This is a genomic window from Streptomyces sp. NPDC003247 (assembly GCF_042888135.1).
Lineage (GTDB): Bacteria > Actinomycetota > Actinomycetes > Streptomycetales > Streptomycetaceae > Streptomyces.
In genome coordinates this window covers 826,848-848,399 of sequence record NZ_JBIAPF010000002.1, presented here as the reverse complement: position 1 = coordinate 848,399, position 21,552 = coordinate 826,848, and the positions used below count along the sequence as shown (strand labels likewise).

Below are 21,552 nucleotides of genomic sequence, written 5' to 3'. Positions count from 1 at the left end.
GAAGAGAACCAGGACCGTGAGGTAGGAGCCGAGTGCGTTCATGGGGGTAAGCATCGTGCGCCCGTGACGCTCATGGCAGTGGCAGGACTGCCGTACACCTTCAAAATCCTGCCACTCGCACGGCACACTGGCGGCATGCTGAAGAACGTGGTCGCGGTCGTCCTCGACGGTGTGCACCCCTTCGAACTCGGTGTGGTGTGCGAGGTGTTCGGCCTCGACCGCAGTGACGAGGGGCTGCCGGTGTACGACTTCGCGGTCGCCTCCGGGGAGGGGCCCGCGCTGACCACCCCCGCAGGTTTCGGGGTGCGCACGGAGCACGGCCTGGAACGCCTGGAGAGCGCCGACCTGATCGCCGTGCCGGCCGGGAAGGCGTACCTGACACGCGACTACCCGCCCGAGCTGCTCGACGCGCTGCGGCGGGCCGTGGACCGCGGGACGCGGGTGCTGAGCGTCTGTTCCGGGGTGTTCGTGCTGGGCGCGGCGGGGCTGCTGGACGGGCGGCGCTGCGCGGCGCACTGGCGGCACGCGGAGCAGCTCGCCCGGCGGTATCCGCGCACGGACGTCGAGCCCGACGTCCTCTACGTCGACGACGACCCCGTGATCACGTCGGCCGGCACGGCCGCCGGGATCGACGCCTGTCTGCACCTGGTCCGCAAGGAGCAGGGGCCCGAGGTCGCCAACCGGATCGCCCGGCGGATGGTCGTACCGCCGCACCGGGACGGCGGCCAGGCCCAGTACGTCGAACGGCCGCTGCCCCGGTCGCGGTGCGACACGGTGGGCGAGGTGCTCGCCTGGATGGAGCGGCACCTCGACCGGGAGGTCACCGTCGAGCAGCTCGCGGCCCGCGCGCACATGGCACCGCGCACCTTCGCCCGCCGCTTCCAGCAGGAGACCGGCACCACCCCCTACCGCTGGCTCCTGCGCCAGCGCGTCCTGCTCGCCCAGCACCTGCTGGAGTCGACGGACGAGACGGTCGACGCGATCGCCGGGCGCGCCGGTTTCGGGACGGCGGCGGCGCTGCGGCACCAGTTCGTGCGGGCGCTGGGCACCACCCCGAACGCCTACCGGCGCACGTTCCGCGGGCCGTCGGCCGCCTGACCGTACGCCGGAGACGCACCGGTCAGCGGGGTACCGGCGTCAGCAGCAGCCGCTTCGGGCGCAGGGTGATGCCCACCCGGGTCGCGGCGTCGGAGCCGGCGACCTGCTCGAAGCGGAACGTGCCCGCGAGCACCGCCGTGACCAGGGTGAGCAGGGCCATGGAGAAGTGGTCGCCGGGGCACTGGCGCTTGCCCACCCCGAAGGGGCGCATGGCGTACTTCGGAACGTCGCCCGACCGCTCGGGGAGCCACCGGTCGGGGTCGAAGTCCAGGTGCCGCCGGTAGGAACGGGGGTCGCGCTGGATCGCGTACGGGCTGTACACGATGTCGGCACCGGCCGGAATGCGATACCCGCCGAGTTCGGTGTCGGTGACCGCCCGCCGCATCAGAATCCATACGGCGGGGCGCAGACGCATGGCTTCCACGACGACGTTGTTGGTGTGCGTCAGCTTGCGCACGTCCTCGAATGCGACGGGCCGCCCCCCGGTTACGTCCTCGACCTCGGCGCGCACTTTGTCGGCGTGTTCCGGGTGGTCGGCGAGGACCAGCAGCAGAGACATGATCGTGGCCGCGACGGTTTCGCTGCCGGGGGTGAGTATCGCGACGACCTGATCGTGGATCTCCTGTTCCCCGATGGGGTCGCCATTGTCGTCCTTCGCTTCCAGCAATGCCGTCAGCAAATCGTCCGGCCTTTGACCGGATGCCCGGCGTTCGGCGATGATCTCGTCGACCAGGAGATGTAAATCGGCCAGAGCCCGGTTGAATTCACGGTTGGCCGGAAGCGGTAGTTTGTACAGCGGTCCGAGCGGTACCACCATGCGCTGGTACATACCTTGGAACACGCTGGCGAGGGCGGTGCACAGCCGCTCCGCGCGTTCGTCCATGAACCGGCCGCGCAGCAGGCAGCGGGCGGCGACGCGGACCGCGATGCGGAACGCCTCCGAGGTGCAGTCGACCGTCCGGCCGTCCTTCCAGCGCTCGGCGAGCGCGTGCGTCTCCTCCTCCATGATCGGCCCGTAGGCCGGGATGGCGTCGAGCCGGAACGCGGGCTGGATGGTGCGTCGCTGGCGCCGGTGCAGCGGCCCGTTGGCGGTGGCCACGCCCTCGTTGCCGAGCAGGCCCTCCAGGGACTCCCACAGGGGTCCGGCGATGATGTAGTCGGGGTCGAGGGCCAGCTCTCCGGTGAGGCCGGGGTCGGTGACGGCGTAGACCGTCTTGGGGCCGAGCTTGATGCGGACGACGTCGCCGTGGTCGCGCAGCCGGGTCATGAAGGCCAGCGGACCCCTGGCGAGCCGCCAGCCGTGGCCGAGAAGCGGAATCCCGCCGCCGGCCAGGGGCGGCTCCCGCAGTTCCGGGGCGTCGGGCGTCGCGGGTTTCACCGACTCGACGGTCATTTCTCACCTGCCGGTTCGTTGCTGACGTACGGAGGGGTGGACCGGTCGTCCCAGCTGTCGACCCGGTAGCGGCCCGACTCGTGGTGGAACCAGTAGACGGAGCTGAACCAGTTCCGCATGTTCGCGAGACAGGCACCGACGGCGGTGCTCAGCTGCTTTCCGTGGACCGTCCCGTCGTCGACCCGGTCGGCCAGCCGCAGTACGTCCCGCTCCACGGCCAGGAAATCCGATATGCATCGCTCGATGCGCCGCCGGACTTCCTCGACGGCTTCTTCCAGGCTCATTCCCTCATGGGTGACGAGACTGATTCCGAGATTGTGCACCTCATCGCCCGCTATTTCCTTGGGGAGTGAGCAGAGGTCGTTGTACCAGGCGGCGAATTCCTGGCTCAGCAGGGCCGCCCGCCGATAGGCCGGGTGTTTTCGTATCGGTTCCGGTATTTCGTGTCCCGCGCTCAGTTCCAGTAGATCCGTCCAGACCCAGTGGGCGAAGGTGAGCCGGCGCAGCGCGAGATACTCCTCGACGGCCGGGACGCGTCCTTCGACGCGGTTGCGGAATTCCCGGTCGTAGGCCTCGATGACGGCGTGGAAGTGCCGGGCGAACCGGGCGTTCCAGGTGCCGGGGAGGAAGGAGAACAGCCGGCCCACGCTGTCCGCCAGCCCGGCGACCAGCGGATCCTCATGCCGCAGGTGGTCGTCCGGCGCGTCCAGCGCCGCGTGCAGGCGCGACCTCAGCCTCCGCCAGTCGCCGGCCCGGCCGTGCACGACGTCGCGGTCGTGCCGGTCGTCCCAGACGAAGAACCACGCGCTGTAGTCGGCGATGGCCTGGAGCGCCTCCTCGGAGGCACCGAGGTAGTACCCCGCCATCAGGTCGGTGTAGCACAGGCCGTCGGCATATTCGGCGACCTTGTCGGCCGGCATGAGCCGCTTTTCGAGCAGCCAGGAGCGCGTCTTCTCCTGCAACCGGGGCCAATACGGGTGCAGTTGCCGGGGAAACACCGCCTCGATGACCGGGAGGGAGAGCGTGGACGGGACCGCGACCGCGGTCACCGTCGCCGTGGTGCTGCATGTGGTGCTGCATGTGGTGCTGTATGTGGTGCTGTATGGGAAAGCTGGCACGAACAACCCCTCTCAGCCGCCGGTGCGCACACCTCTCCCGCCAAGCCGGGCGTGCGCCGTTGCGTATCCCCGCACATCCCATTCAGCCCTACAACTGACCGCTCTGGGAACGGATTTGCTGCATTCACTCCCTCAACCTGACGAGAATCCCCCGTCGCATGACCGATTGCGGCTCAGTAGATGTGCAGCAGCGATCGAACGTGCGTCGGACACACGAACGACGCCTGGCCGGGGGGAATCCCGGCCAGGCGTCTGGGGTGCGGAAGCGCGGAGCGCGGCTCAGTCGTTGGCGACCACGGGGTAGCGAGGCTCGTTCTCGGCCATCTGCCGCAGCGCGTCCTTGCGTTCGCGCTTGGAGAGGCGGTCGATGTACAGGTACCCGTAGAGGTGGTCGGTCTCGTGCTGCAAACACCGTGCGAAGTATCCGGTGCCGCGTACCTTGATCGGGTTGCCCTTCTCGTCCTGACCGGTCACCTCGGCGTAGTCCGGCCGCGCGAGCGGCGCGTACGCGGTCGGCACCGACAGGCAGCCCTCGTTGCTGTCGTCCAGCCGGCGCCGGTCGGCGGGCAGTTCGACGAGCTTGGGGTTGCACACCACACCGACGTGCCGCACGCCATCGTCGTCGGGGCAGTCGTAGACGAAGACCTTGAGGTCGACGCCGATCTGGTTGGCGGCCAGGCCCACGCCCTCGGCGGTGCGCTGGCTGGCGAACATGTCGTCCACCAGCTTCAGCAGCTCGTCGTCGAACTCGGTGACGTCCTTGCACTCCTTGTGCAGGACGGGGTTGCCGACGACGGTGATCGGCCGCGAGGTGCCGCGCTCACGGTACGCCCGCTCCCGCTCCTCGGTGTCCTGGGTGTCGATGACGAAGCCCTCGTCGTCCACGGGGAGCACGCCCGCGTGCTGCTGATCGGTGTCCTGCTGCGCCATGACCGACGATGCCTTCCTCAAAACGGGGGGTGAAGTTGCGGATACAGGGTACGGGGACGCGCCCGGAAGGGGCGCGCGGCCGTGTCCGGCATGCGGCTCCGCCGCGGGGGCGCGACCGGACACGACGGGCCCGCCGCCGGGAGCCGGCCTCAGCAGACCTCTTCGAGATCACGCCAATCCCTGGAGTCCGGGCTGTCGGCGACCCACCCGTCCAGCAGGCCCCGCACCAGAGACGCCGGCGCGGCCACCCCGCACTCCCGCTCCGGCACCCACAACTGGCCGTCGGTACGGTGCCCGAGCGGCCCGGGATGCCCCGGTTCGCTGTGGTCGTGCGGGTCCAGGTGCTCGCCGTCGCCCTCATCGGAGGGCATCCGCGACTCCGAGCACATCCGGCACAGCAGCCGCACCGACGACGACCAGTCCTCCGCGGCGAACCCCGCGTCGCCCGCCAGCTGTTCCAGCGCGTCCCGGTCGGACTCGGTGGCGGCCTCCAGCAGGACCACCCAGGTCGGCACCGGGGACGGCGCCCACAGCTCGATCTCGTCGAAGACGGGGTAGGCGTGCCCGGCGGACGTGGTCCGCTCGCCGTGCGGCACCCCGTCGTGCAACACGACCTCGCCCCAGCGCCGCCCGGACGACGGCAGCGGGATCGACAGCACCTCCATCCGGGCCGGGTCCAGCCGCCGCCCCCACACCACCTCGGCCTCCCCCTCCGGGGACAGCCGTACGGCGGCGCTGCCCAGGTCCATTCCGAGGGGCTCGCCGACGACGGTGGCAGCACCCGGCACGTTCAGCCCGTAGGCCTGCCAGGCGCGGCGGGCCAGCGGCCAGTCCTGGAGGGCGGTCGCCGCGATGCCGACGTTCCACCAGTCGGGGGCGCCGCTCTCCCGGTCGAGGAGGGCGACCGCGCGCAGCCCGGCGGTGCGGGCCTGCTCCCAGTCGTGCCGGAACTTGTGCAGCAGGGCCAGGTTGAACCAGGACTCGGACAGCCAGGGCTCCAGATCGGCGGCACGTGTCAGCAGCGCCCCCGCGTCCTCGTACCGGCCGTCGCCGATCAGGGTGAACGCGCGGTCGGTGGCCTGCCGCCAGGAGGCGGAGGGCCGGTGCCGTCCCTTGCCGAAGATCCTCACGATTCCCGCCTGCCAGTGCCGTGGTGTGGGCTGGCCGGTGCCCCCGGACACCCTCTCCCTCGCATCCAACCACGTGTGGCTGGAAGGTCGCTCATTACCCATGGGTTACCCACCGGCGGGGAGGTCAGACCGTCCCGGCCGGCGCCCGCGGGCCCTGCCGGCCGAGGCGTTCACCCACCGCGCCCCTGATCGCCCAGTACCCGGGCGAGCGCCTCCACCACCTCCGGAGCGTAGTGCGTCCCCGTCCCCAGCCGCAGCTCCTCCAGCGCGGTGAGCGGTCCGCCGGGGCCGGCGTCGCGCACCTTCTCCTCGTAGGCGTTCACCACCCGCACGATCCGGGCGGCGACCGGCTGCTCGGGGTAGGGGTCGGCCTGCCGCTCCACGACCGCCGCGACCTGCCCGTCCGCCCCGGTCTGCCGGACGACGGCCCCGCCCAGCAGCGCGATCCGCCGCTGCTCCGCGGCCGGCAGCCCGGCCGTGGCCCCCGCCGGGACCGGGTCGACCAGGCTGAGCTGGCCGATGTCGTGCATCAGCGCGGCGTACTCCAGGACCGTGAGTTCGGGCTCCGTCAGCCCCAGGTCCCGGCCCACGGCCTGGCTGAGGGCGGCGACCCGGCGGGCGTGCCCGGCGGGGGTGTACCCGGCGATCTCGGTGGCGCGGGCGAGGGAGGCGATGGTCTGCCGGTAGGTGGCGCGGACGGCGGCGTACCGGCGCAGGGAGTGCTGGGTGAGCAGCAGCGGCACCGAGAACACGGGCAGCGCCCACAGCCCGACCACGGCCACCGCGAGCGCCATCACCGCGCCCGTCGCGCACACGGCCGACCCGATCCCGGGCACCGACCGCAGCTCGTCGCGGAGCAGCGGGGCGAACGGCCAGCGGGTGCGGGAGTGCGCGAGCGCGGCCGCGACCACCGCGTCGCACAGCACGGTCAGGACGAGCAGCGCGATCAGCAGCAGGGCGTACGCCGGGCCGCTCCAGGGGTCGAACACCCCGTGGTGGTAGAGGGGCTGGAAGCACACGGCGGTGAAGCCGACGGCCAGGACGCGGCGCGCCAGGTGGTCCAGGACGGGCCCGTCCCCGCGCGCGAGGTGCGGCACGCTGCCGAGCAGGGAGGCGGCGAACACGACGGAGACGACCTGTGCGACCCCGTGGTGCGAGGCCTGCCCGGCGTGCTCGCCGAGCAGCGCGTACGACAGCGCCCCGGCGGCCCCGAGGGGCGCGGCCTCGCGCGGCGCGGGCCCGCCCCTCGGGGCCGCCCCGCCCGGGAGGAGCCGGGCGGGCGGGAGGGTCAGCTCGCCGACGGCGACGAGGACCCCGAAGGCGAGCGCGACGGGCCGCTCCTCGACGCCCGAGCGGAGGGTGACCAGGAGGGAGCCGGCGACGAGGACGGCGGCGCTGCCGTGCAGGGCGACCAGGGGGCGGCGGGAGGTCATCGGCGCGCTCCGGACCCGCCGTGGACGGGGGCGGGGGGCGGCACCGTGGGCCGGGGCTCGTCGGCCGTGACCACCGGCCGCCACCCCTCCCGGCCGATCACCCGGGCCAGCGCGGTCACCATCCGGGGGTCGAACTGGGAGCCCGAGCACCGCTGGAGCTCCTCCAGGGCCACCGCCACCGGACGCGCCCTGCTGTAGGACCGGGTGGAGGTCATCGCGTCGAAGGCGTCGGCGACCGCCACGACCCGGGCGCACTCCGGGATCTGGCTGCCCACCAGCCCGTAGGGGTAGCCGCTGCCGTCGACCCGCTCGTGGTGGTGGAGGATCGCCGAGCGGGCCTCGCCGAGGAAGGAGATGCCCCGGGTGATCTCGTGTCCGTACTCCGGGTGCAGTTCGATCACCCGGCGTTCCTCCGGCGTCAGCGGCCCGTCCTTGCGCAGCAGCCGGGTGGGGACGCCGAGCTTGCCGACGTCGTGCAGGATGCCGGCGAAGCGGAGCACCTCGACCCGCCCCTCGTCCATGCCCAGCTCGCGCGCGATCATCATCGAGGCCTGTCCGACCCGCTCGCTGTGACCGCGGGTGTACCCGTCCTTGATGTCGACGGCCTGCACCAGCGCCCGGATCGTGGCCTGGTGGGCGGCCCGTTCCCGGTGGTACTGGGCGAACATCCACCAGGAGACGGCCATCGGGAAGAGCACGAGCAGCGCGGCGACCGGCCCGTAGGGGCTGTGCCAGAGGACGGCCATCATCAGCCCGGCCAGCCCGTGCACCGCGACGGGGGCGAGCGACCCCAGGAACAGCCCGCGCCACACCCGGGTGGGCGGCAGCCCCTCGGCCAGCGCCAGGATCGTTCCGTCGAGCGCGGCGAGCACCCCGCAGAACACCAGGACGGCGGCCCCGGCCGGCAGGAACACCTGCGGGACGTCGGAGGCCTCGACGGCGTGCCGCGCGTCCAGCGCGCCGTGCACACGGGCGGCCGCCCACACGGCGATCGCCAGGTGGGCGGCACGGCAGATCCGCCGCGGCAGGCAGGGCCGCTGCTCGACGGCGGAGAGCAGCGCGCCGGGCAGCGCCACGAGCGCGGCGGCGTACGGCGGCAGCAGGAAGGCCCCGGCGAGCAGCACGGGGTAGAAGGTGCCGGCGAAGCGGCGGCGGGCGATCCGCTCACCGCCGGCGTACAGCGCGGCGAGCAGCGGGACCGCCCACCAGGGGGCGCGCACCGACGGCAGCGGCAGCAGACAGGGCAGGGCCCCGAGGGCGACGGAGACGACGTACACCCGCGCCCGCGCCGGGATCTCTCCCATGCCACCCTCCCCCCGGCCACGCCTCCACAGGCTCCGGTTCAGGTTCCGGAGCCTAGGGTGGCGGGGGGTGGCTCTGCGGGCGTATCACCCGCGGATTAGCACATTCGGGTGACGGCCCCGCGGGGTCGCCGTCAGGATTCCTGCGGGGTGGCCGTCACGTCGTGCTCGGGCACGGCCTGCCCCGAACGGAGCAGGTCGAGCCGGCCCATGACCTTGGAACGCAGGTCGGTGGGTACGTCGTCATGGCCGCAGCAGCGCTTGACGAGCTTCTTCACCGCCTCTTCGAGCCCGTACTTCTCCAGGCACGGCGAGCACTCGCTGAAGTGCTGCTTGAACTTGTCGCGATCGACGTCCGGCATCTCACTGTCGAGGAACTCGTAGAGATGGTCGAGGACCTCACTGCAGTCCGTCTCGTGCGGCTCTCCGCAGCTCATGAGCCCGAGCCTTTCGCTTCGTCCGACTTGCCGGCGCCGGCCGGCACCAGCCCGCGCTCTCGGGCGTAGTCCTCGAGCATGCCGCGCAGCTGCCGGCGGCCCCGGTGCAGCCGGGACATCACCGTACCGATGGGTGTCCCCATGATGTCCGCGATCTCCTTGTACGCAAAGCCCTCGACATCGGCGAGGTACACGGCGATGCGGAATTCCTCGGGAATGGCCTGGAGCGCCGCCTTCACGTCCGAGTCGGGCAGGTGGTCCAGCGCCTGCGACTCGGCCGACCGCAGACCGGTCGACATGTGCGACTCGGCGCGCGCCAGCTGCCAGTCCTCGATCTCCTCGGCCGCGCTGCGCTGGGGTTCACGCTGCTTCTTGCGGTACGAGTTGATGAACGTGTTGGTGAGGATCCGGTACAACCAGGCCTTGAGGTTGGTGCCCTCGCGGAACTGGTGGAAGGACGCGTACGCCTTGGCGTACGTCTCCTGCACCAGGTCCTCGGCGTCGGCCGGGTTGCGCGTCATGCGCAGCGCGGCCGAGTACATCTGGTCGAGGAACTCGAGCGCGTCCCGCTCGAAGCGCGCGCTGCGCTCCGCGGTCGACTCCGTGCCCGGTTCCACGCCTGTGCCCTGGCCCTCGGGCAGCTCCGCCTGGCCGTTGTCGGTCCCTGCGTCGGTACCGGTGACCGGACCCACCTCCTCAAGATCGCGGGCGGGACCGACACCGGCCCCACTCGAATCGGAGGATAGACGACGACCGGTGCCTGCCGCCGCTCCGAAAGGAGTGGTCTTGGCCGCGTGCAGCACCGTCCAGTCCAGATCCGGGCGGCTGCTGCGGCTCGAATCGGACTCTCCCGGGCGCAGCCCGTCCACCGGGTGGTGGTGGGCGGCGAGCGGGCAGATGGTCGAACCCATGCGGCGGACTTCCTCTCCCACGACGTCGGTGCTGCGTGTTCAGCACTTCTGTCCGCCTCAACAGCGTCCCGTCCCGCAACATTCCCGGTCCGTCATCCCAGGCGCGCGGCCCAGCGGACGACGGCGGAGGTGACGGTTTCCAGCGCCTGCTCCTGGCTGATCCCGGCCCGTTTGGGCACCGCCAGGCCGTGATCGCCGTGGGGCACCTCGACGAGCTCGTACGGCCCCTCGGGGAACTCCTCGGGCCTGCCGAACGGGTCGTTGCCGCCCTGGACCACCAGGGTGGGCACCCCGGCGCCGAGGAGTTCGGCGGCGCGGGACCTCTCCGGCCGGCCCGGCGGGTGCAGCGGGAAGCCGAGCGCGAGCACGGCGTGGGCGCCGAGTTCGGCGGCGGTCCGGCAGGCCACGCGCGCGCCCGCCGACCGTCCGCCGGAGATCACCGGCAGTCCGGCCTTCGCGACGGTCGGCCAGATCCCGCGCCAGCCGGCGTCGAGCGTCTTCGGCGCGGGCGCCACCTTCTTGCCGGCCACCCGCCAGGGCTGCTCGACGAGGGCCACGGTCACGCCGTGCGCGGGGAGGGCGGCGGCGAGCGCCCGGAGGTCACGGGCCTCGATGCCGCCGCCGACGCCGTGGCTCACCGCCAGCAGCAGCCGCGCCTTCCCGGCCCGGTGCCAGGTGATGCGCGCGTCCCCCGCGTCGGTGGGGATGGTCTCGGTCGTCACAGTCACATCAGAAGAGTGTGCCCTCCTCGGGCCCCTCCAGCTCCTTCAGCAGCTCCGCGCCGTTGTTGCGGACGTTGCTGACGGCCGTGGACACCGGGTAGGCGCGCATCAGACCCGCCGGGGGCGGCTCCAGCAGGGGGCGCAGGTCCTCGACGTCGGTGCGCGCCGGGTCCAGCCAGGCGTCCCAGCGGTCGGGGGTGAGCATCAGGGGCATCCGGGGGTGGATGTCGGCGAGCGCGTGCGGACCGTCGGCCGGGGCCACGGCGAGCGGGGCCGTCTCCGCCTCGGTGGTGATCACCGAGCAGGTCACCCACCAGGCCTGGGGGTGGTCGTCGGGCAGGGTGCGGTCGCGCCAGAACTCGTACAGCCCGGCCATCGCGAACACCGAGCCGTCGGCCGGGAGCACGAAGTACGGCTGCTTGCGGGGCCGCTTCTTCTTGCCCTCGACCTCCAGCTCCCGCTCCTGCCGGCCGGTGACCCACTCGTAGTAGCCGTCGGCGGGCAGGATGCAGCGCCGGGCGGCGAAGGCACGGCGGTACGACGGCTTCTCGTGGACGGTCTCCGCACGGGCGTTGATCATCCGGGCGCCGCCCTCGGGCGACGTGGCCCAGGAGGGAACGAGTCCCCACTTCAGCTTGCGCAGCTGGCGAACCGGTCGCCGGTCGCCGGCGTCCTTCAAGGGACGGTCCAGGACGGCGTGGACCTCCTTGGTGGGCGCCACGTTGTAGTCGGGGGCCAGGGACTCCTCGGGCTCCCACTTCTCGATTTCAAAGATTCCCGCGAGATCCTCGGGCCTGCGACTCGCTGCATACCGTCCGCACATACGTGCCACACTGCCAGGCTCACCCGCCCCCCGGCCACCGCCCCGGGCCGGGAGCCGGCGCCGGGGGCCGGGACCCGTCGGCGCACCGGACCGCCGACCCCCGACACCACCGACACCCCCTACACGCCCGACAGCGCCGAGACCCACCGACACCGACACCGCCGGCACCCGTCCACACGGGACGGGGCCGGCACAAGACGAGAGGGAGCCACCGGGACACATGGACAGCTCCGCCGCCACCGCGCTGCCCGACCTCTGGGACCGTCTCACGGGAACCCAGCCCGACCCCGACCTGTGGGTGGTGCTGGCCACCGTGGTGGCGGCCCTCGCCGTAGTGGTGCCGCACACCTTGTGGCGCATATCGCGCAACGCGATCACCATCGCCCACGAGGGCGGCCACGGCCTGGTCGCCCTGCTCACCGGCCGCACGCTCACCGGCATCCGGCTGCACTCCGACACCAGCGGCCTGACCGTCAGCCGGGGCAAGCCGCACGGCCTCGGCATGATCCTCACCGCGGCCGCCGGCTACACCGCCCCTCCCCTGCTCGGACTGGGCGGCGCGGCCCTGCTCGGTGCCGGCCGCATCACCCTGCTGCTGTGGCTGGCGACCGCGCTGCTGATCGCCATGCTGGTCATGATCCGCAACGCGTACGGGGCCCTGACGGTGATCCTCACGGGCGGCGCCTTCCTGCTGGTCTCCTGGCTGACCGGCCCCCAGGTGCAGGCGGCGTTCGCGTACGCGGTGGTGTGGTTCCTGCTGCTGGGCGGGGTGCGCCCGGCGTTCGAACTCCAGGCGAAGCGGTCGCGGGGCGGGGCGGGCGACTCGGACGCGGACCAGCTCGCGCGCCTGACGCACGTACCGGCGGGGCTGTGGCTGTTCCTCTTCCACGCGGTGAGCCTGTGCTCCCTGATGGGGGGCGGGCGGTGGCTGTTGGGGTGGTGAGGGGTCTTCGGGGAGCCGCCCCACGGGTGCGGGCTTCCGGAGGCGTCCCCGCGGGGGCGCCGGGGCGGTGGTGACACGCGCTCGCCCCGGGTGCGGGGGGCGCCACGGCCGCGCCGGGGACCGTGGCCAGGAGCGCCGGTCAACGGGGCGCCCGCGCGCGGGCGGGGACCCGGGCGGACGCGGGGTGCGACCGGCGGCCCCGCCGCGGGGCCGGACCAGCCACAACGGCGCCGCACCCGGATCCCGCCCTGCTTATAGAGTGGTCGCATGCCGGAAAACCCCGCCCACACCGCCCTCTGGCCCGCCCCGCACGCGAGCGGAGCCGTCGACGCGACGGTCCACGTGCCGGGGTCCAAGTCGGTCACGAACCGCGCTCTCGTCCTCGCCGCCCTCGCCTCCGAGCCGTGCTGGCTGCGCCGCCCCCTCCGTTCCCGCGACACCCTGCTGATGGCGGACGCGCTGCGGGCGATGGGCGTGGGCATCGAGGAGACGGTGTCGTCCAGCTCCACCGTGGCGGGCGGTCCCGAGAGCGGCGGTGAGGCGTGGCGGGTGCTGCCCGCGGGGCTGCGCGGCCCGGCCACGGTCGACGTCGGCAACGCCGGCACGGTGATGCGGTTCCTGCCGCCGGTGGCCGCGCTCGCCGACGGCCCGGTCCGCTTCGACGGCGACCCCCGGTCGTACGAACGTCCCCTGAACGGCGTCATCGACGCGCTGCGGGTGCTCGGCGCCCGGATCGACGACGACGGCCGGGGCGCGCTGCCGCTGACGGTGCACGGCGGGGGCGCGCTGGACGGCGGTCCGGTGGAGATCGACGCGTCCTCGTCGTCGCAGTTCGTCTCCGCCCTGCTGCTGTCCGGCCCGCGCTTCAACCAGGGCGTCGAGGTCCGCCACACCGGCTCGACGCTCCCCTCCCTGCCGCACATCCGGATGACGGTGGACATGCTGCGCGCGGTCGGCGCCCAGGTGGACACCCCGGAGTCGGGCGGCGAGCCGAACGTCTGGCGGGTCACGCCGGGCGCGCTGCTCGGCCGGGACCTGACGATCGAGCCGGACCTGTCCAACGCGCAGCCGTTCCTCGCGGCGGCGCTGGTCACCGGCGGCAGGGTCGTCGTCCCCGACTGGCCCGCGCGCACCACCCAGCCGGGTGACCGGCTGCGCGAGATCTTCACCGAGATGGGCGGCTCCTGCGAGCTGACCGAGTACGGCCTGGTGTTCACCGGTTCGGGCGCGGTGCACGGCGTCGACGTCGACCTCGGTGACGTCGGGGAACTGACCCCGGGCATCGCCGCGGTCGCCGCCCTCGCGGACTCACCCTCCACCCTGCGGGGCGTGGCCCACCTGCGGCTGCACGAGACGGACCGGCTGGCCGCGCTCACCAAGGAGATCAACGAGCTCGGCGGGGACGTGACCGAGACGGCCGACGGACTGCACATCCGCCCGCGCCCCCTGCACGGCGGGGTCTTCCACACCTACGACGACCACCGCATGGCCACGGCCGGCGCGGTGATCGGGCTGGCGGTCGACGGCGTGCGGATCGAGAACGTGGCGACGACGGCGAAGACCTTGCCGGACTTCCCGGAGCTGTGGACCGGGATGCTCGGGGCCTAGGGACTTTCGCCATGCGCCGCTACGGCAAGCACACCGACGAGGACGACATCCGCAGCCGCCCCAACCGCAAGGGCAACCGGCCGCGCACGCACATCCGGCCCAAGCACGAGGACGCGGCCGAGGGCATGGTCCTCACCGTCGACCGCGGCCGTCTGACCTGCCTCGTGGACGACCGGATCGTGGTGGCCATGAAGGCCCGCGAACTCGGTCGCAAGGCGGCGATCGTGGGCGATCGCGTCGCCCTCGTCGGCGACCTCTCCGGGACGAAGGACACCCTCGCGCGCATCGTCCGCATCACGGAGCGCACCTCGGTGCTGCGCCGCACCGCGGACGACGACGACCCCTACGAGCGGGTGGTGGTCGCCAACGCCGACCAGCTGGCGATCGTCACGGCCCTGGCCGACCCCGAGCCCCGGCCCCGGCTGATCGACCGCTGCCTGGTGGCGGCCTACGACGGCGGCCTGGAACCCCTGCTGGTCATGACGAAGTCGGACCTGGCCCCGCCGGACAAGCTGCTGGAGCTGTACGGCGACCTCGACATCCCCTACGTCGTCACCAGCCGCGGGGAACTGGAGAACGGCGACGCGGCGGACCGGGTGCGCGAGCACCTCACCGGGCGGATCACGGCGTTCGTCGGCCACTCCGGCGTCGGCAAGACGACCCTGGTCAACGCGCTGGTCCCGGAGGAACGGCGCCGGCTGACGGGCCATGTGAACGCGGTGACCGGCCGCGGCCGGCACACCACGACCTCGGCCCTGGCCCTCCCCCTGGCGGGCACGGACGACTGGGTGATCGACACCCCGGGCGTGCGTTCCTTCGGTCTCGCCCACATCGACCCGTCCCGGGTGATCCACGCCTTCCCCGACCTGGAGCCGGGCACGGCCGGCTGCCCGCGCGCGTGCAGCCACGACGAACCGGACTGCGCGCTGGACGCCTGGGTGACCGAGGGGCACGCCGACCCGGCGCGGCTGTACTCGCTGCGCCGGCTGCTGTCCACGCGGGAGCGCACGGAAGGCGACTGACCTCCCCGGTGTTTGTCGGTGCGTGAGTCCGGTAAGTGCATAATCGCACCGAGCCGCACATACGGGAGGACACCACATGGCGTGGCTGCTGGTCATCGTCGCGGGACTGCTCGAGACCGGCTTCGCCGTCTGCCTGAAGCTGTCGCACGGTTTCACCCGGCTGTGGCCGACGATCGCCTTCTGCGTCTTCGCCCTCGGCAGCTTCGGCCTGCTGACCCTGTCCCTCAAGAAACTCGACGTGGGCCCCGCGTACGCCGTCTGGACCGGCATCGGCGCGGCCGGCACCGCGATCTACGGGATGATCTTCCTCGGCGACCTGGTGTCGATCCTGAAGATCGTCTCGATCAGCCTGGTGATCATCGGGGTGATAGGGCTCCAGTTGTCGGGGTCGGCGCATTAGGCAATGGGTCGGGGGCTGGTGGTGGCCGGGGGCTGGTGGTGGCCGGGGGCTGGTGGTGGCCGACGGCCGGTGGTGGCCGACGGCCGGTGGTGGCCGACGGCCGGTGGTGGCCGACGGCCGGTGGTGGCCGACGGCCGGTGGTGGCCGACGGCTAGCCGGTGGGTCGGGGGAGGCCGGCGACCAGTCGGCGGGCCGGTGGTGACCGGAAGCTAGCCGGCGGGCCGGTGGTGACCGGAAGCTAGCCGGCGGGCCGGTGGTGACCGGCGGTCGGCCGGTGGGTCGGCGGAGACCAGCGGCTGGCCGGTGAGTCGGCGGAGACCAGCGACCAGTCGGCAGGCCGGTGGTGACCGGAAGCTGACCGTTGGGCCGGCGGAGACCGGCGGCTGACCGTTGGGCCGGCGCAGACCGGCGGCTAGCCGGTGGGCCGGCGGTGCAGGGCGCCGCGGACCAGGTCGGCGACCCCGCCCTCGCCGGGGGGCGCGGCCACACAGGACAGCGCGAGGCGAAGGGCCAGCTCGCAGGAACGGGCGACTTCCGTGGTGTCCGGCGTCGCTCCGGGGCCACCGGCGAGCGCGGACACGGCCCGGTCGCGGACGGTCGTCACGAGTTCGCCGGGCGAGGGCAGCGGCCCGTCCGCCCGCCGCTGCGCCGGTACGGAGGTGGAGGACGGCACGGCCGAGAGCGTCGGCGACGGCAGACGCTCGCTCCAGCAGCCGGTGAGCATGGCCCGTACGAGCGCGTTGCCCCGGGCGGCCGACGCCGTCCACTCGGCGGCCGCGGTCAGCCGGTCCCGGGTGTCCCCGTGGCCGGCCAGCGCCCGCTCGACCCCGGCGAGGTATCCGTCGGCCTCCCGCCTGACCAGCGCCCTGGCCAGCCCGTCCTTGCTCCCGAACTCGTTGTACAGCGTCTGCCGCGACACCCCGGCCGCGGCGGCGACGTCGACCATCCGCACGGCGGCCCACGGCCGGCGCGTGACGGCCGTGAAGGCGGCGTCGAGCAGGGATTCCCGGGCTGCCGGCATCATCGCCTCCCTGGGGCGAGCGACTCTGCGCCCAGATTTGACGGGCCTGTGCGCACTGTCAAGGGTTCGCGGAGGGGGTAGGAGTCCGACGGCGGTCGGCCGGATCGGTGCGGTCGACTGGGTCTGGTGCGGGCCGGCCGGGTCCGGTGCGGACCAGCCAGGACCGATGCGGCCCGGCTGTGGGACCGGTGCGGACCAGCCAGGACCGATGCGGCCCGGCTGTGGGACCGGTGCGGACCAGCCAGGACCGATGCGGCCCGGCTGTGGGACCGGTGCGGCCCGGCTGTGGGACCGGTGCGGCCCGGACGGGTCCGATGCGGACCCGACGGGACCGGGGCGGCCCGGCCAGGTCCGATGCGGACCAGCCGGAACCGCTGCGAACCAGCCGAGACCGGTGCGGACCAGCCAGTCCGATGCGAACCAGCCGGGACCGATGCGGACCAGCCGGGACCGGCGCGATCAGCCGGGTCCGGCCGCTGCGTCGGGCCGGGCCCGGTCCACCCCCCGTGGCCCCGCCCCCACCCCGGCGGATACCGTTTCCCCATGCCGGACTACCTCGACGACCTCCGCCTCGCGCACGTCCTCGCGGACGCCGCCGACGCCGCGACCATGGCCCGCTTCAAGGCCCTCGACCTCAAGGTCGAGACAAAACCGGACATGACGCCGGTGAGCGAGGCGGACAAGGCCGCCGAGGAGGTCGTCCGCGGCCACCTCCAGCGCGCCCGCCCCCGCGACGCGATCCTCGGCGAGGAGTACGGCGTGGAGGGCACCGGCCCCCGCCGCTGGGTGATCGACCCGATCGACGGCACCAAGAACTACGTCCGCGGCGTCCCCGTCTGGGCCACCCTGATCTCCCTGATGGAGGCGGCGGAGGGCGGCTACGAGCCCGTCGTCGGCGTCGTCTCCGCGCCCGCCCTGGGCCGCCGCTGGTGGGCCGCGAAGGGGCACGGCGCGTACACCGGCCGCAGCCTCTCCTCCGCCACCCGGCTGCACGTCTCACGCGTCGCGGAGCTGTCGGACGCCTCCTTCGCGTACTCCTCGCTGAGCGGCTGGGAGGAGCAGGACCGGCTCGACGGCTTCCTGGACCTCACCCGCGCGGTGTGGCGCACGCGCGCGTACGGCGACTTCTGGCCGTACATGATGGTCGCCGAGGGCGCCGTGGACCTCTGCGCCGAACCGGAGCTCTCCCTCTGGGACATGGCCGCAAACGCGATCGTCGTCACGGAGGCCGGCGGCACCTTCACCGGCCTCGACGGCCGTCCGGGCCCGCACGGCGGCGACGCGGCCGCGTCCAACGGCCTGCTCCACGACGAGCTGCTGGGGTATCTCGCCCCGCGCGCCTGAACCTCACAGATGAGCGCGTGCGCCCTCAATTGGCCCCGCACGCCCTCTTGTTGACCCGTGCTTTACCTGAGACGCTGAGGCCACCCCCGCATTGTGAACTTGTGAATCGCTGCACCATCCCGGTGGTCGCAGCGCTTCCAGGAGGTGACCCGGAACCCATGCTCGTCCGCGACGCCATGAGCACACTGGTCCTCACCATCGGCCCCGCCCACACCCTCCGCCAGGCCGCCGCCCTGATGTCCGCCCGCCGCGTCGGCGCGGCCGTGGTCCACGACCCGGACGCCGGCGGCATCGGCATCCTCACCGAACGCGACATCCTCAACTCCGTCGGCCTGGGGCAGGACCCGGACACCGAGCCCGCCCACGCCCACACCACCACCGCCGTCGTCTTCGCCACCCCGGTCTGGACCCTGGAGGAAGCGGCCCGCGCCATGACGCACGGCGGCTTCCGGCACCTCGTCGTCCTCGACCGCGGCGAGCCGGCCGGCATCGTCTCGGTCCGCGACATCATCCGCTGCTGGCTGCCGGCACGGCAGCAGGTACCGGCCTGAGCACGGGCGCACACGCACACGGGAACGGGCCGGACCCCCCGAAGGGAATCCGGCCCGTCGCTCACCTCACGCCCGGACGAGCCCCGCGCTCAGGCGGGGCCCCCGGCTCAGACCAGGTCGAACCGGTCCGCGTTCGTGACCTTGACCCACGCGGAGACGAAGTCCTTCACGAACTTCTCCTTCGCGTCGTCGCTCGCGTAGACCTCGGCGAGCGCGCGCAGCTCGGAGTTCGAGCCGAAGACCAGGTCGGCACGGGTGCCGGTCCACTTGACCTCGCCGGTGGCGGAGTCGCTGCCCACGAACACGGTCTGGTCGTCGGTCGTCGACGTCCAGCTCGTGCCCAGGTCGAGCAGGTTGACGAAGAAGTCGTTCGTCAGGACGCCCGGCGTCTCGGTGAAGACGCCGTGCTTCGACTGCTGGTAGTTCGCGCCCAGGACGCGCAGACCACCGACCAGGACCGTCAGCTCGGGCGCGCTGAGGTTCAGCAGGTTGGCCTTGTCGACCAGCAGGTACTCGGCCGGCAGGCGCTGGCCCTTGCCGACGTAGTTGCGGAACCCGTCGGCCTTCGGCTCGAGCGCGGCGAACGACTCGACGTCCGTCTGCTCCTGCGTGGCGTCCACCCGGCCCGGCGTGAACGGCACCTCGATGTCGAAGCCGGCGTCCTTGGCGGCCTTCTCGACACCCACCGCACCGGCGAGCACGATCAGGTCGGCCAGCGAGACCTGCTTGCCGGCGCTCTGGGCGGCGGCGTCGAAGGACTCCTTGACGCCTTCCAGGGTGCGCAGCACCGACCGCAGACGGTCGGGCTCGTTGACCTCCCAGCCGATCTGCGGCTCGAGGCGGATGCGGGCGCCGTTGGCACCGCCGCGCTTGTCGCTGCCGCGGAAGGAGGAGGCCGACGCCCAGGCGGTGGACACCAGCTCGGACACCGTGAGGCCCGACTCGGCGATCTTGGCCTTGAGGGCGGCGACGTCCCCGGCGTCGATCAGCTCGCCGGTGCGCTCCGGCAGCGGGTCCTGCCAGATCAGCGTCTCGGAGGGGACCTCCGGGCCGAGGTAGCGCACGACCGGGCCCATGTCACGGTGGGTCAGCTTGAACCAGGCCCGCGCGAAGGCGTCCGCGAACTCGTCCGGGTTCTCCAGGAAGCGGCGCGAGATCTGCTCGTACGCCGGGTCGAACCGGAGCGACAGGTCGGTCGTGAGCATTGTCGGGGCGTGGCTCTTCGACGGGTCGTGGGCGTCGGGGATGGTGCCCGCGCCGGCCCCGTCCTTGGCGACCCACTGGTGGGCGCCGGCCGGGCTCTTGGTCAGCTCCCACTCGTAACCGAAGAGGTTCTTGAAGAAGCCGTGGCCCCACTGGGTCGGCGTGCTGGTCCAGGTGACCTCGAGGCCACTGGTGATGGTGTCGCCGCCCTTGCCGGTGCCGAAGGTGCTCTTCCAGCCCAGACCCTGGTCCTCGATGGAGGCGGCCTCGGGGTCGTTGCCGACGTGGTCGGCCGGGCCCGCGCCGTGGGTCTTGCCGAAGGTGTGGCCGCCCGCGATCAGGGCGACCGTCTCCTCGTCGTTCATCGCCATCCGGCGGAACGTCTCGCGGATGTCGCGGGCCGCGGCGATCGGGTCCGGGTTGCCGTTGGGGCCCTCGGGGTTGACGTAGATCAGACCCATCTGGACGGCGCCGAGGGGCTCCTCCAGCTCACGGTCGCCGGTGTAGCGCTGGTCGTCGAGCCAGACCGTCTCGGGACCCCAGTACACGTCCTCATCGGCCTCCCACACGTCCGCGCGGCCACCGGCGAAGCCGAAGGTCTCGAAGCCCATCGTCTCCAGGGCGACGTTGCCGGCGAGGATCAGGAGGTCGGCCCAGGAGAGGTTCTGGCCGTACTTCTTCTTGACCGGCCACAGCAGACGGCGGGCCTTGTCGAGGTTGGCGTTGTCCGGCCAGCTGTTCAGCGGCGCGAAGCGCTGCTGACCGGCGCCGGCGCCACCGCGGCCGTCGCTGATGCGGTAGGTGCCCGCGCTGTGCCAGGCCATACGGACGATCAGCGGGCCGTAGTTGCCGAAGTCGGCCGGCCACCAGTCCTGGGAGGTGGTCAGAACCTCCGCGATGTCCTGCTTCACGGCCGGGAGGTCCAGGGCCTTGAAGGCCTCGGCGTAGTCGAACTCCTCACCGAGCGGGTTGGAGACGGCCGGGTTCTTGGCGAGGATCTTCAGGTTGAGGCGCTCCGGCCACCACTGGCGGTTGCCGCCACCCTGAGTGGGGTGCGCGGCGCGCCCGTGCGCCACCGGGCACTTCCCTGCTTCCGCCGGCTTGTCATCAGTGACGATCGCGTCATGGTTCTCGGTCATGGGGGTAATCCTTTAGAGGGCTGGGCGGATCACGGAACTCAGGAACTGCGGCGGTGGAACGGGCCGGGGCGCGCACCTGCGCCCCGGAGCTTCGCTCTGGGCACCTACGTCACTTCTGCCTGGTCCTGGCTTCTGCCGCTTCCTGTCGCTTGGCCGAAGCCGAGGTCGATCCTACAATGGACAATGTCTAAGTCAAGCAACGCTCCAAAGTCACACCCATTCGGGACCTGGTCCCCCTGCTGTTAGGCTGAAACGTATGAGTGACCTTCTGGAACGGCTGCGCGGCCGCGGATGGCGAATGACCGCGCAGCGGCGCGTCGTGGCCGAGGTCCTCGACGGCGAACACGTCCACCTGACGGCCGACGAGGTGCATGCGCGGGCCGTGGCCAAGCTGCCCGAGATCTCGCGGGCGACCGTCTACAACACGCTGGGTGAGCTGGTGACGCTCGGCGAGGTGCTCGAGGTCGCCACCGACAAGCGCGCCAAGCGGTACGACCCGAACGCCCACCGCCCGCACCACCACCTGGTGTGCGCGCAGTGCGGTGCGATCCGGGACGTGCACCCGAGCGGCAACCCGCTGGCGGACCTCCCCGACTCCGAGCGCTTCGGCTTCACCGTCTCGGACGTCGAGGTGACGTACCGCGGCATATGCCCGAACTGCGCGGCGGCGTAGGACGGCCTTCGCGCGAACGCGCGGGACGGCCGGGACAGCAGCGGCCAGGACCCCCGGAAAGCCCCGGCACCCCATCACGGGGGCCGGGGCTTCCGTCTACCCGGGGACGGCTGCGGCTTCCGCCGGGTGCGGCAGGCGGGGGGGCGGCGAAGCCCGCACACGAGCACGCGCCGACCATGACTGACCATGCACCGCACTGAGCATGCACCGAGGGCCGGAACCCTTTCGGATTCCGGCCCTCGGTGTTCAGTAGCGGGGACAGGATTTGAACCTGCGACCTCTGGGTTATGAGCCCAGCGAGCTACCGAGCTGCTCCACCCCGCGTCGTTGAATGCAACGTTACGTCAACACG

Annotated in this window: 20 protein-coding genes and 1 tRNA gene; 8 read left to right on the top strand and 13 right to left on the bottom strand. The window is 72.5% G+C overall.

The features are described from left to right. Nucleotides 1-135: 135 nt before the first annotated feature. Nucleotides 136-1,098 (top strand): GlxA family transcriptional regulator, encoded by a 963-nt coding sequence (locus ACFYWQ_RS08745; RefSeq protein WP_389514081.1) that lies wholly within the window; start codon nt 136-138, stop codon nt 1,096-1,098. Between the two features lie 22 nt (nt 1,099-1,120). Here ACFYWQ_RS08745 and ACFYWQ_RS08740 read toward each other — a convergent pair whose 3' ends face one another. The 10 genes from ACFYWQ_RS08740 to ACFYWQ_RS08695 all read right to left on the bottom strand — a co-directional run bounded on the left by ACFYWQ_RS08740 (nt 1,121) and on the right by ACFYWQ_RS08695 (nt 11,296). Continuing rightward, nucleotides 1,121-2,491, bottom strand: coding sequence for a cytochrome P450 (locus ACFYWQ_RS08740; protein WP_389514078.1), 1,371 nt, complete (start codon nt 2,489-2,491; stop codon nt 1,121-1,123). After that, nucleotides 2,488-3,609, bottom strand: a complete 1,122-nt coding sequence (cyc1, locus tag ACFYWQ_RS08735; protein ID WP_389514076.1) for an epi-isozizaene synthase — start codon at nt 3,607-3,609, stop codon at nt 2,488-2,490. Before cyc1 ends, ACFYWQ_RS08740 begins: the two co-directional genes overlap by 4 nt. A gap of 279 nt (nt 3,610-3,888) precedes the next feature. Next, nucleotides 3,889-4,539: a peptide deformylase gene (def, locus tag ACFYWQ_RS08730; RefSeq protein ID WP_389514074.1), complete on the bottom strand. Its 651-nt coding sequence runs from the start codon at nt 4,537-4,539 to the stop codon at nt 3,889-3,891. 149 nt (nt 4,540-4,688) lie between these two features. After that, nucleotides 4,689-5,669, bottom strand: coding sequence for a tetratricopeptide repeat protein (locus ACFYWQ_RS08725; RefSeq protein WP_389514430.1), 981 nt, complete (start codon nt 5,667-5,669; stop codon nt 4,689-4,691). Between the two features lie 170 nt (nt 5,670-5,839). Further along, complete coding sequence (locus tag ACFYWQ_RS08720; RefSeq protein WP_389514072.1) at nt 5,840-7,102, bottom strand: HD-GYP domain-containing protein; 1,263 nt, start codon at nt 7,100-7,102, stop codon at nt 5,840-5,842. Beyond that, complete coding sequence (locus ACFYWQ_RS08715) at nt 7,099-8,406, bottom strand: HD-GYP domain-containing protein (RefSeq protein ID WP_389514070.1); 1,308 nt, start codon at nt 8,404-8,406, stop codon at nt 7,099-7,101. Before ACFYWQ_RS08715 ends, ACFYWQ_RS08720 begins: the two co-directional genes overlap by 4 nt. Nucleotides 8,407-8,537: 131 nt before the next feature. Then, nucleotides 8,538-8,840 (bottom strand): mycothiol system anti-sigma-R factor, encoded by a 303-nt coding sequence (gene rsrA / locus ACFYWQ_RS08710; RefSeq protein WP_389514068.1) that lies wholly within the window; start codon nt 8,838-8,840, stop codon nt 8,538-8,540. Beyond that, the gene (gene sigR, locus ACFYWQ_RS08705; RefSeq protein WP_389514428.1) at nt 8,837-9,532 is read right to left on the bottom strand and encodes an RNA polymerase sigma factor SigR; all 696 of its coding nucleotides are present in this window, start codon (nt 9,530-9,532) and stop codon (nt 8,837-8,839) included. Before sigR ends, rsrA begins: the two co-directional genes overlap by 4 nt. 311 nt (nt 9,533-9,843) lie before the next feature. Then, complete coding sequence (locus ACFYWQ_RS08700) at nt 9,844-10,473, bottom strand: alpha/beta family hydrolase (protein ID WP_389514425.1); 630 nt, start codon at nt 10,471-10,473, stop codon at nt 9,844-9,846. 7 nt (nt 10,474-10,480) lie between these two features. Beyond that, entirely contained in the window at nt 10,481-11,296 is an 816-nt protein-coding gene (locus ACFYWQ_RS08695) for an SOS response-associated peptidase (RefSeq protein WP_389514423.1), read from the bottom strand. Between the two features lie 220 nt (nt 11,297-11,516). On the opposite strand from ACFYWQ_RS08695, the gene ACFYWQ_RS08690 reads away from it, so the two are divergent. The 4 genes from ACFYWQ_RS08690 (at nt 11,517) to ACFYWQ_RS08675 (ending at nt 15,269) form a co-directional block, all read left to right on the top strand. Next, nucleotides 11,517-12,239 (top strand): M50 family metallopeptidase, encoded by a 723-nt coding sequence (locus ACFYWQ_RS08690; protein ID WP_389514066.1) that lies wholly within the window; start codon nt 11,517-11,519, stop codon nt 12,237-12,239. A 267-nt stretch (nt 12,240-12,506) separates the two neighbouring features. After that, nucleotides 12,507-13,847, top strand: a complete 1,341-nt coding sequence (gene aroA / locus ACFYWQ_RS08685; protein WP_389514064.1) for a 3-phosphoshikimate 1-carboxyvinyltransferase — start codon at nt 12,507-12,509, stop codon at nt 13,845-13,847. A gap of 11 nt (nt 13,848-13,858) precedes the next feature. Beyond that, nucleotides 13,859-14,869: a ribosome small subunit-dependent GTPase A gene (rsgA, locus tag ACFYWQ_RS08680; RefSeq protein WP_389514062.1), complete on the top strand. Its 1,011-nt coding sequence runs from the start codon at nt 13,859-13,861 to the stop codon at nt 14,867-14,869. Nucleotides 14,870-14,945: 76 nt separating this feature from the next. After that, nucleotides 14,946-15,269: a DMT family transporter gene (locus ACFYWQ_RS08675; protein ID WP_389514061.1), complete on the top strand. Its 324-nt coding sequence runs from the start codon at nt 14,946-14,948 to the stop codon at nt 15,267-15,269. A gap of 412 nt (nt 15,270-15,681) precedes the next feature. Here ACFYWQ_RS08675 and ACFYWQ_RS08670 read toward each other — a convergent pair whose 3' ends face one another. Then, on the bottom strand, nt 15,682-16,293 hold the full coding sequence (locus ACFYWQ_RS08670) for a TetR/AcrR family transcriptional regulator (RefSeq protein ID WP_389514059.1): 612 nt from the start codon (nt 16,291-16,293) through the stop codon (nt 15,682-15,684). Nucleotides 16,294-16,833: 540 nt separating this feature from the next. Here ACFYWQ_RS08670 and hisN point away from each other — a divergent pair. Further along, entirely contained in the window at nt 16,834-17,634 is an 801-nt protein-coding gene (gene hisN, locus ACFYWQ_RS08665; protein ID WP_389514058.1) for a histidinol-phosphatase, read from the top strand. A gap of 158 nt (nt 17,635-17,792) precedes the next feature. After that, nucleotides 17,793-18,185, top strand: coding sequence for a cyclic nucleotide-binding/CBS domain-containing protein (locus ACFYWQ_RS08660; RefSeq protein WP_389514057.1), 393 nt, complete (start codon nt 17,793-17,795; stop codon nt 18,183-18,185). Between the two features lie 107 nt (nt 18,186-18,292). Here the strand turns inward: ACFYWQ_RS08660 and katG are convergent, their stop codons facing one another. Further along, the gene (katG, locus tag ACFYWQ_RS08655) at nt 18,293-20,527 is read right to left on the bottom strand and encodes a catalase/peroxidase HPI (RefSeq protein ID WP_389514055.1); all 2,235 of its coding nucleotides are present in this window, start codon (nt 20,525-20,527) and stop codon (nt 18,293-18,295) included. Between the two features lie 256 nt (nt 20,528-20,783). Here katG and ACFYWQ_RS08650 point away from each other — a divergent pair, with 256 nt between their 5' ends. Continuing rightward, entirely contained in the window at nt 20,784-21,200 is a 417-nt protein-coding gene (locus tag ACFYWQ_RS08650) for a Fur family transcriptional regulator (RefSeq protein WP_385061869.1), read from the top strand. A gap of 250 nt (nt 21,201-21,450) precedes the next feature. Here ACFYWQ_RS08650 and ACFYWQ_RS08645 read toward each other — a convergent pair. Continuing rightward, nucleotides 21,451-21,524, bottom strand: a tRNA-Met gene (locus ACFYWQ_RS08645). Nucleotides 21,525-21,552 lie beyond the last annotated feature (28 nt).

Bases quoted from the DNA above. Each gene is read 5' to 3' on its own strand.
- ACFYWQ_RS08675 (WP_389514061.1), top strand. From the start codon at position 14,946: ATGGCGTGGCTGCTGGTCATCGTCGCGGGACTGCTCGAGACCGGCTTC.
- ACFYWQ_RS08715 (WP_389514070.1), bottom strand. From the start codon at position 8,406: ATGGGAGAGATCCCGGCGCGGGCGCGGGTGTACGTCGTCTCCGTCGCC.
- hisN (WP_389514058.1), top strand. From the start codon at position 16,834: ATGCCGGACTACCTCGACGACCTCCGCCTCGCGCACGTCCTCGCGGAC.
- ACFYWQ_RS08690 (WP_389514066.1), top strand. From the start codon at position 11,517: ATGGACAGCTCCGCCGCCACCGCGCTGCCCGACCTCTGGGACCGTCTC.
- ACFYWQ_RS08670 (WP_389514059.1), bottom strand. From the start codon at position 16,293: ATGATGCCGGCAGCCCGGGAATCCCTGCTCGACGCCGCCTTCACGGCC.
- ACFYWQ_RS08745 (WP_389514081.1), top strand. From the start codon at position 136: ATGCTGAAGAACGTGGTCGCGGTCGTCCTCGACGGTGTGCACCCCTTC.
- rsgA (WP_389514062.1), top strand. From the start codon at position 13,859: ATGCGCCGCTACGGCAAGCACACCGACGAGGACGACATCCGCAGCCGC.
- aroA (WP_389514064.1), top strand. From the start codon at position 12,507: ATGCCGGAAAACCCCGCCCACACCGCCCTCTGGCCCGCCCCGCACGCG.
- rsrA (WP_389514068.1), bottom strand. From the start codon at position 8,840: ATGAGCTGCGGAGAGCCGCACGAGACGGACTGCAGTGAGGTCCTCGAC.
- def (WP_389514074.1), bottom strand. From the start codon at position 4,539: ATGGCGCAGCAGGACACCGATCAGCAGCACGCGGGCGTGCTCCCCGTG.
- ACFYWQ_RS08650 (WP_385061869.1), top strand. From the start codon at position 20,784: ATGAGTGACCTTCTGGAACGGCTGCGCGGCCGCGGATGGCGAATGACC.
- katG (WP_389514055.1), bottom strand. From the start codon at position 20,527: ATGACCGAGAACCATGACGCGATCGTCACTGATGACAAGCCGGCGGAA.
- ACFYWQ_RS08660 (WP_389514057.1), top strand. From the start codon at position 17,793: ATGCTCGTCCGCGACGCCATGAGCACACTGGTCCTCACCATCGGCCCC.
- ACFYWQ_RS08740 (WP_389514078.1), bottom strand. From the start codon at position 2,491: ATGACCGTCGAGTCGGTGAAACCCGCGACGCCCGACGCCCCGGAACTG.
- ACFYWQ_RS08720 (WP_389514072.1), bottom strand. From the start codon at position 7,102: ATGACCTCCCGCCGCCCCCTGGTCGCCCTGCACGGCAGCGCCGCCGTC.
- ACFYWQ_RS08695 (WP_389514423.1), bottom strand. From the start codon at position 11,296: ATGTGCGGACGGTATGCAGCGAGTCGCAGGCCCGAGGATCTCGCGGGA.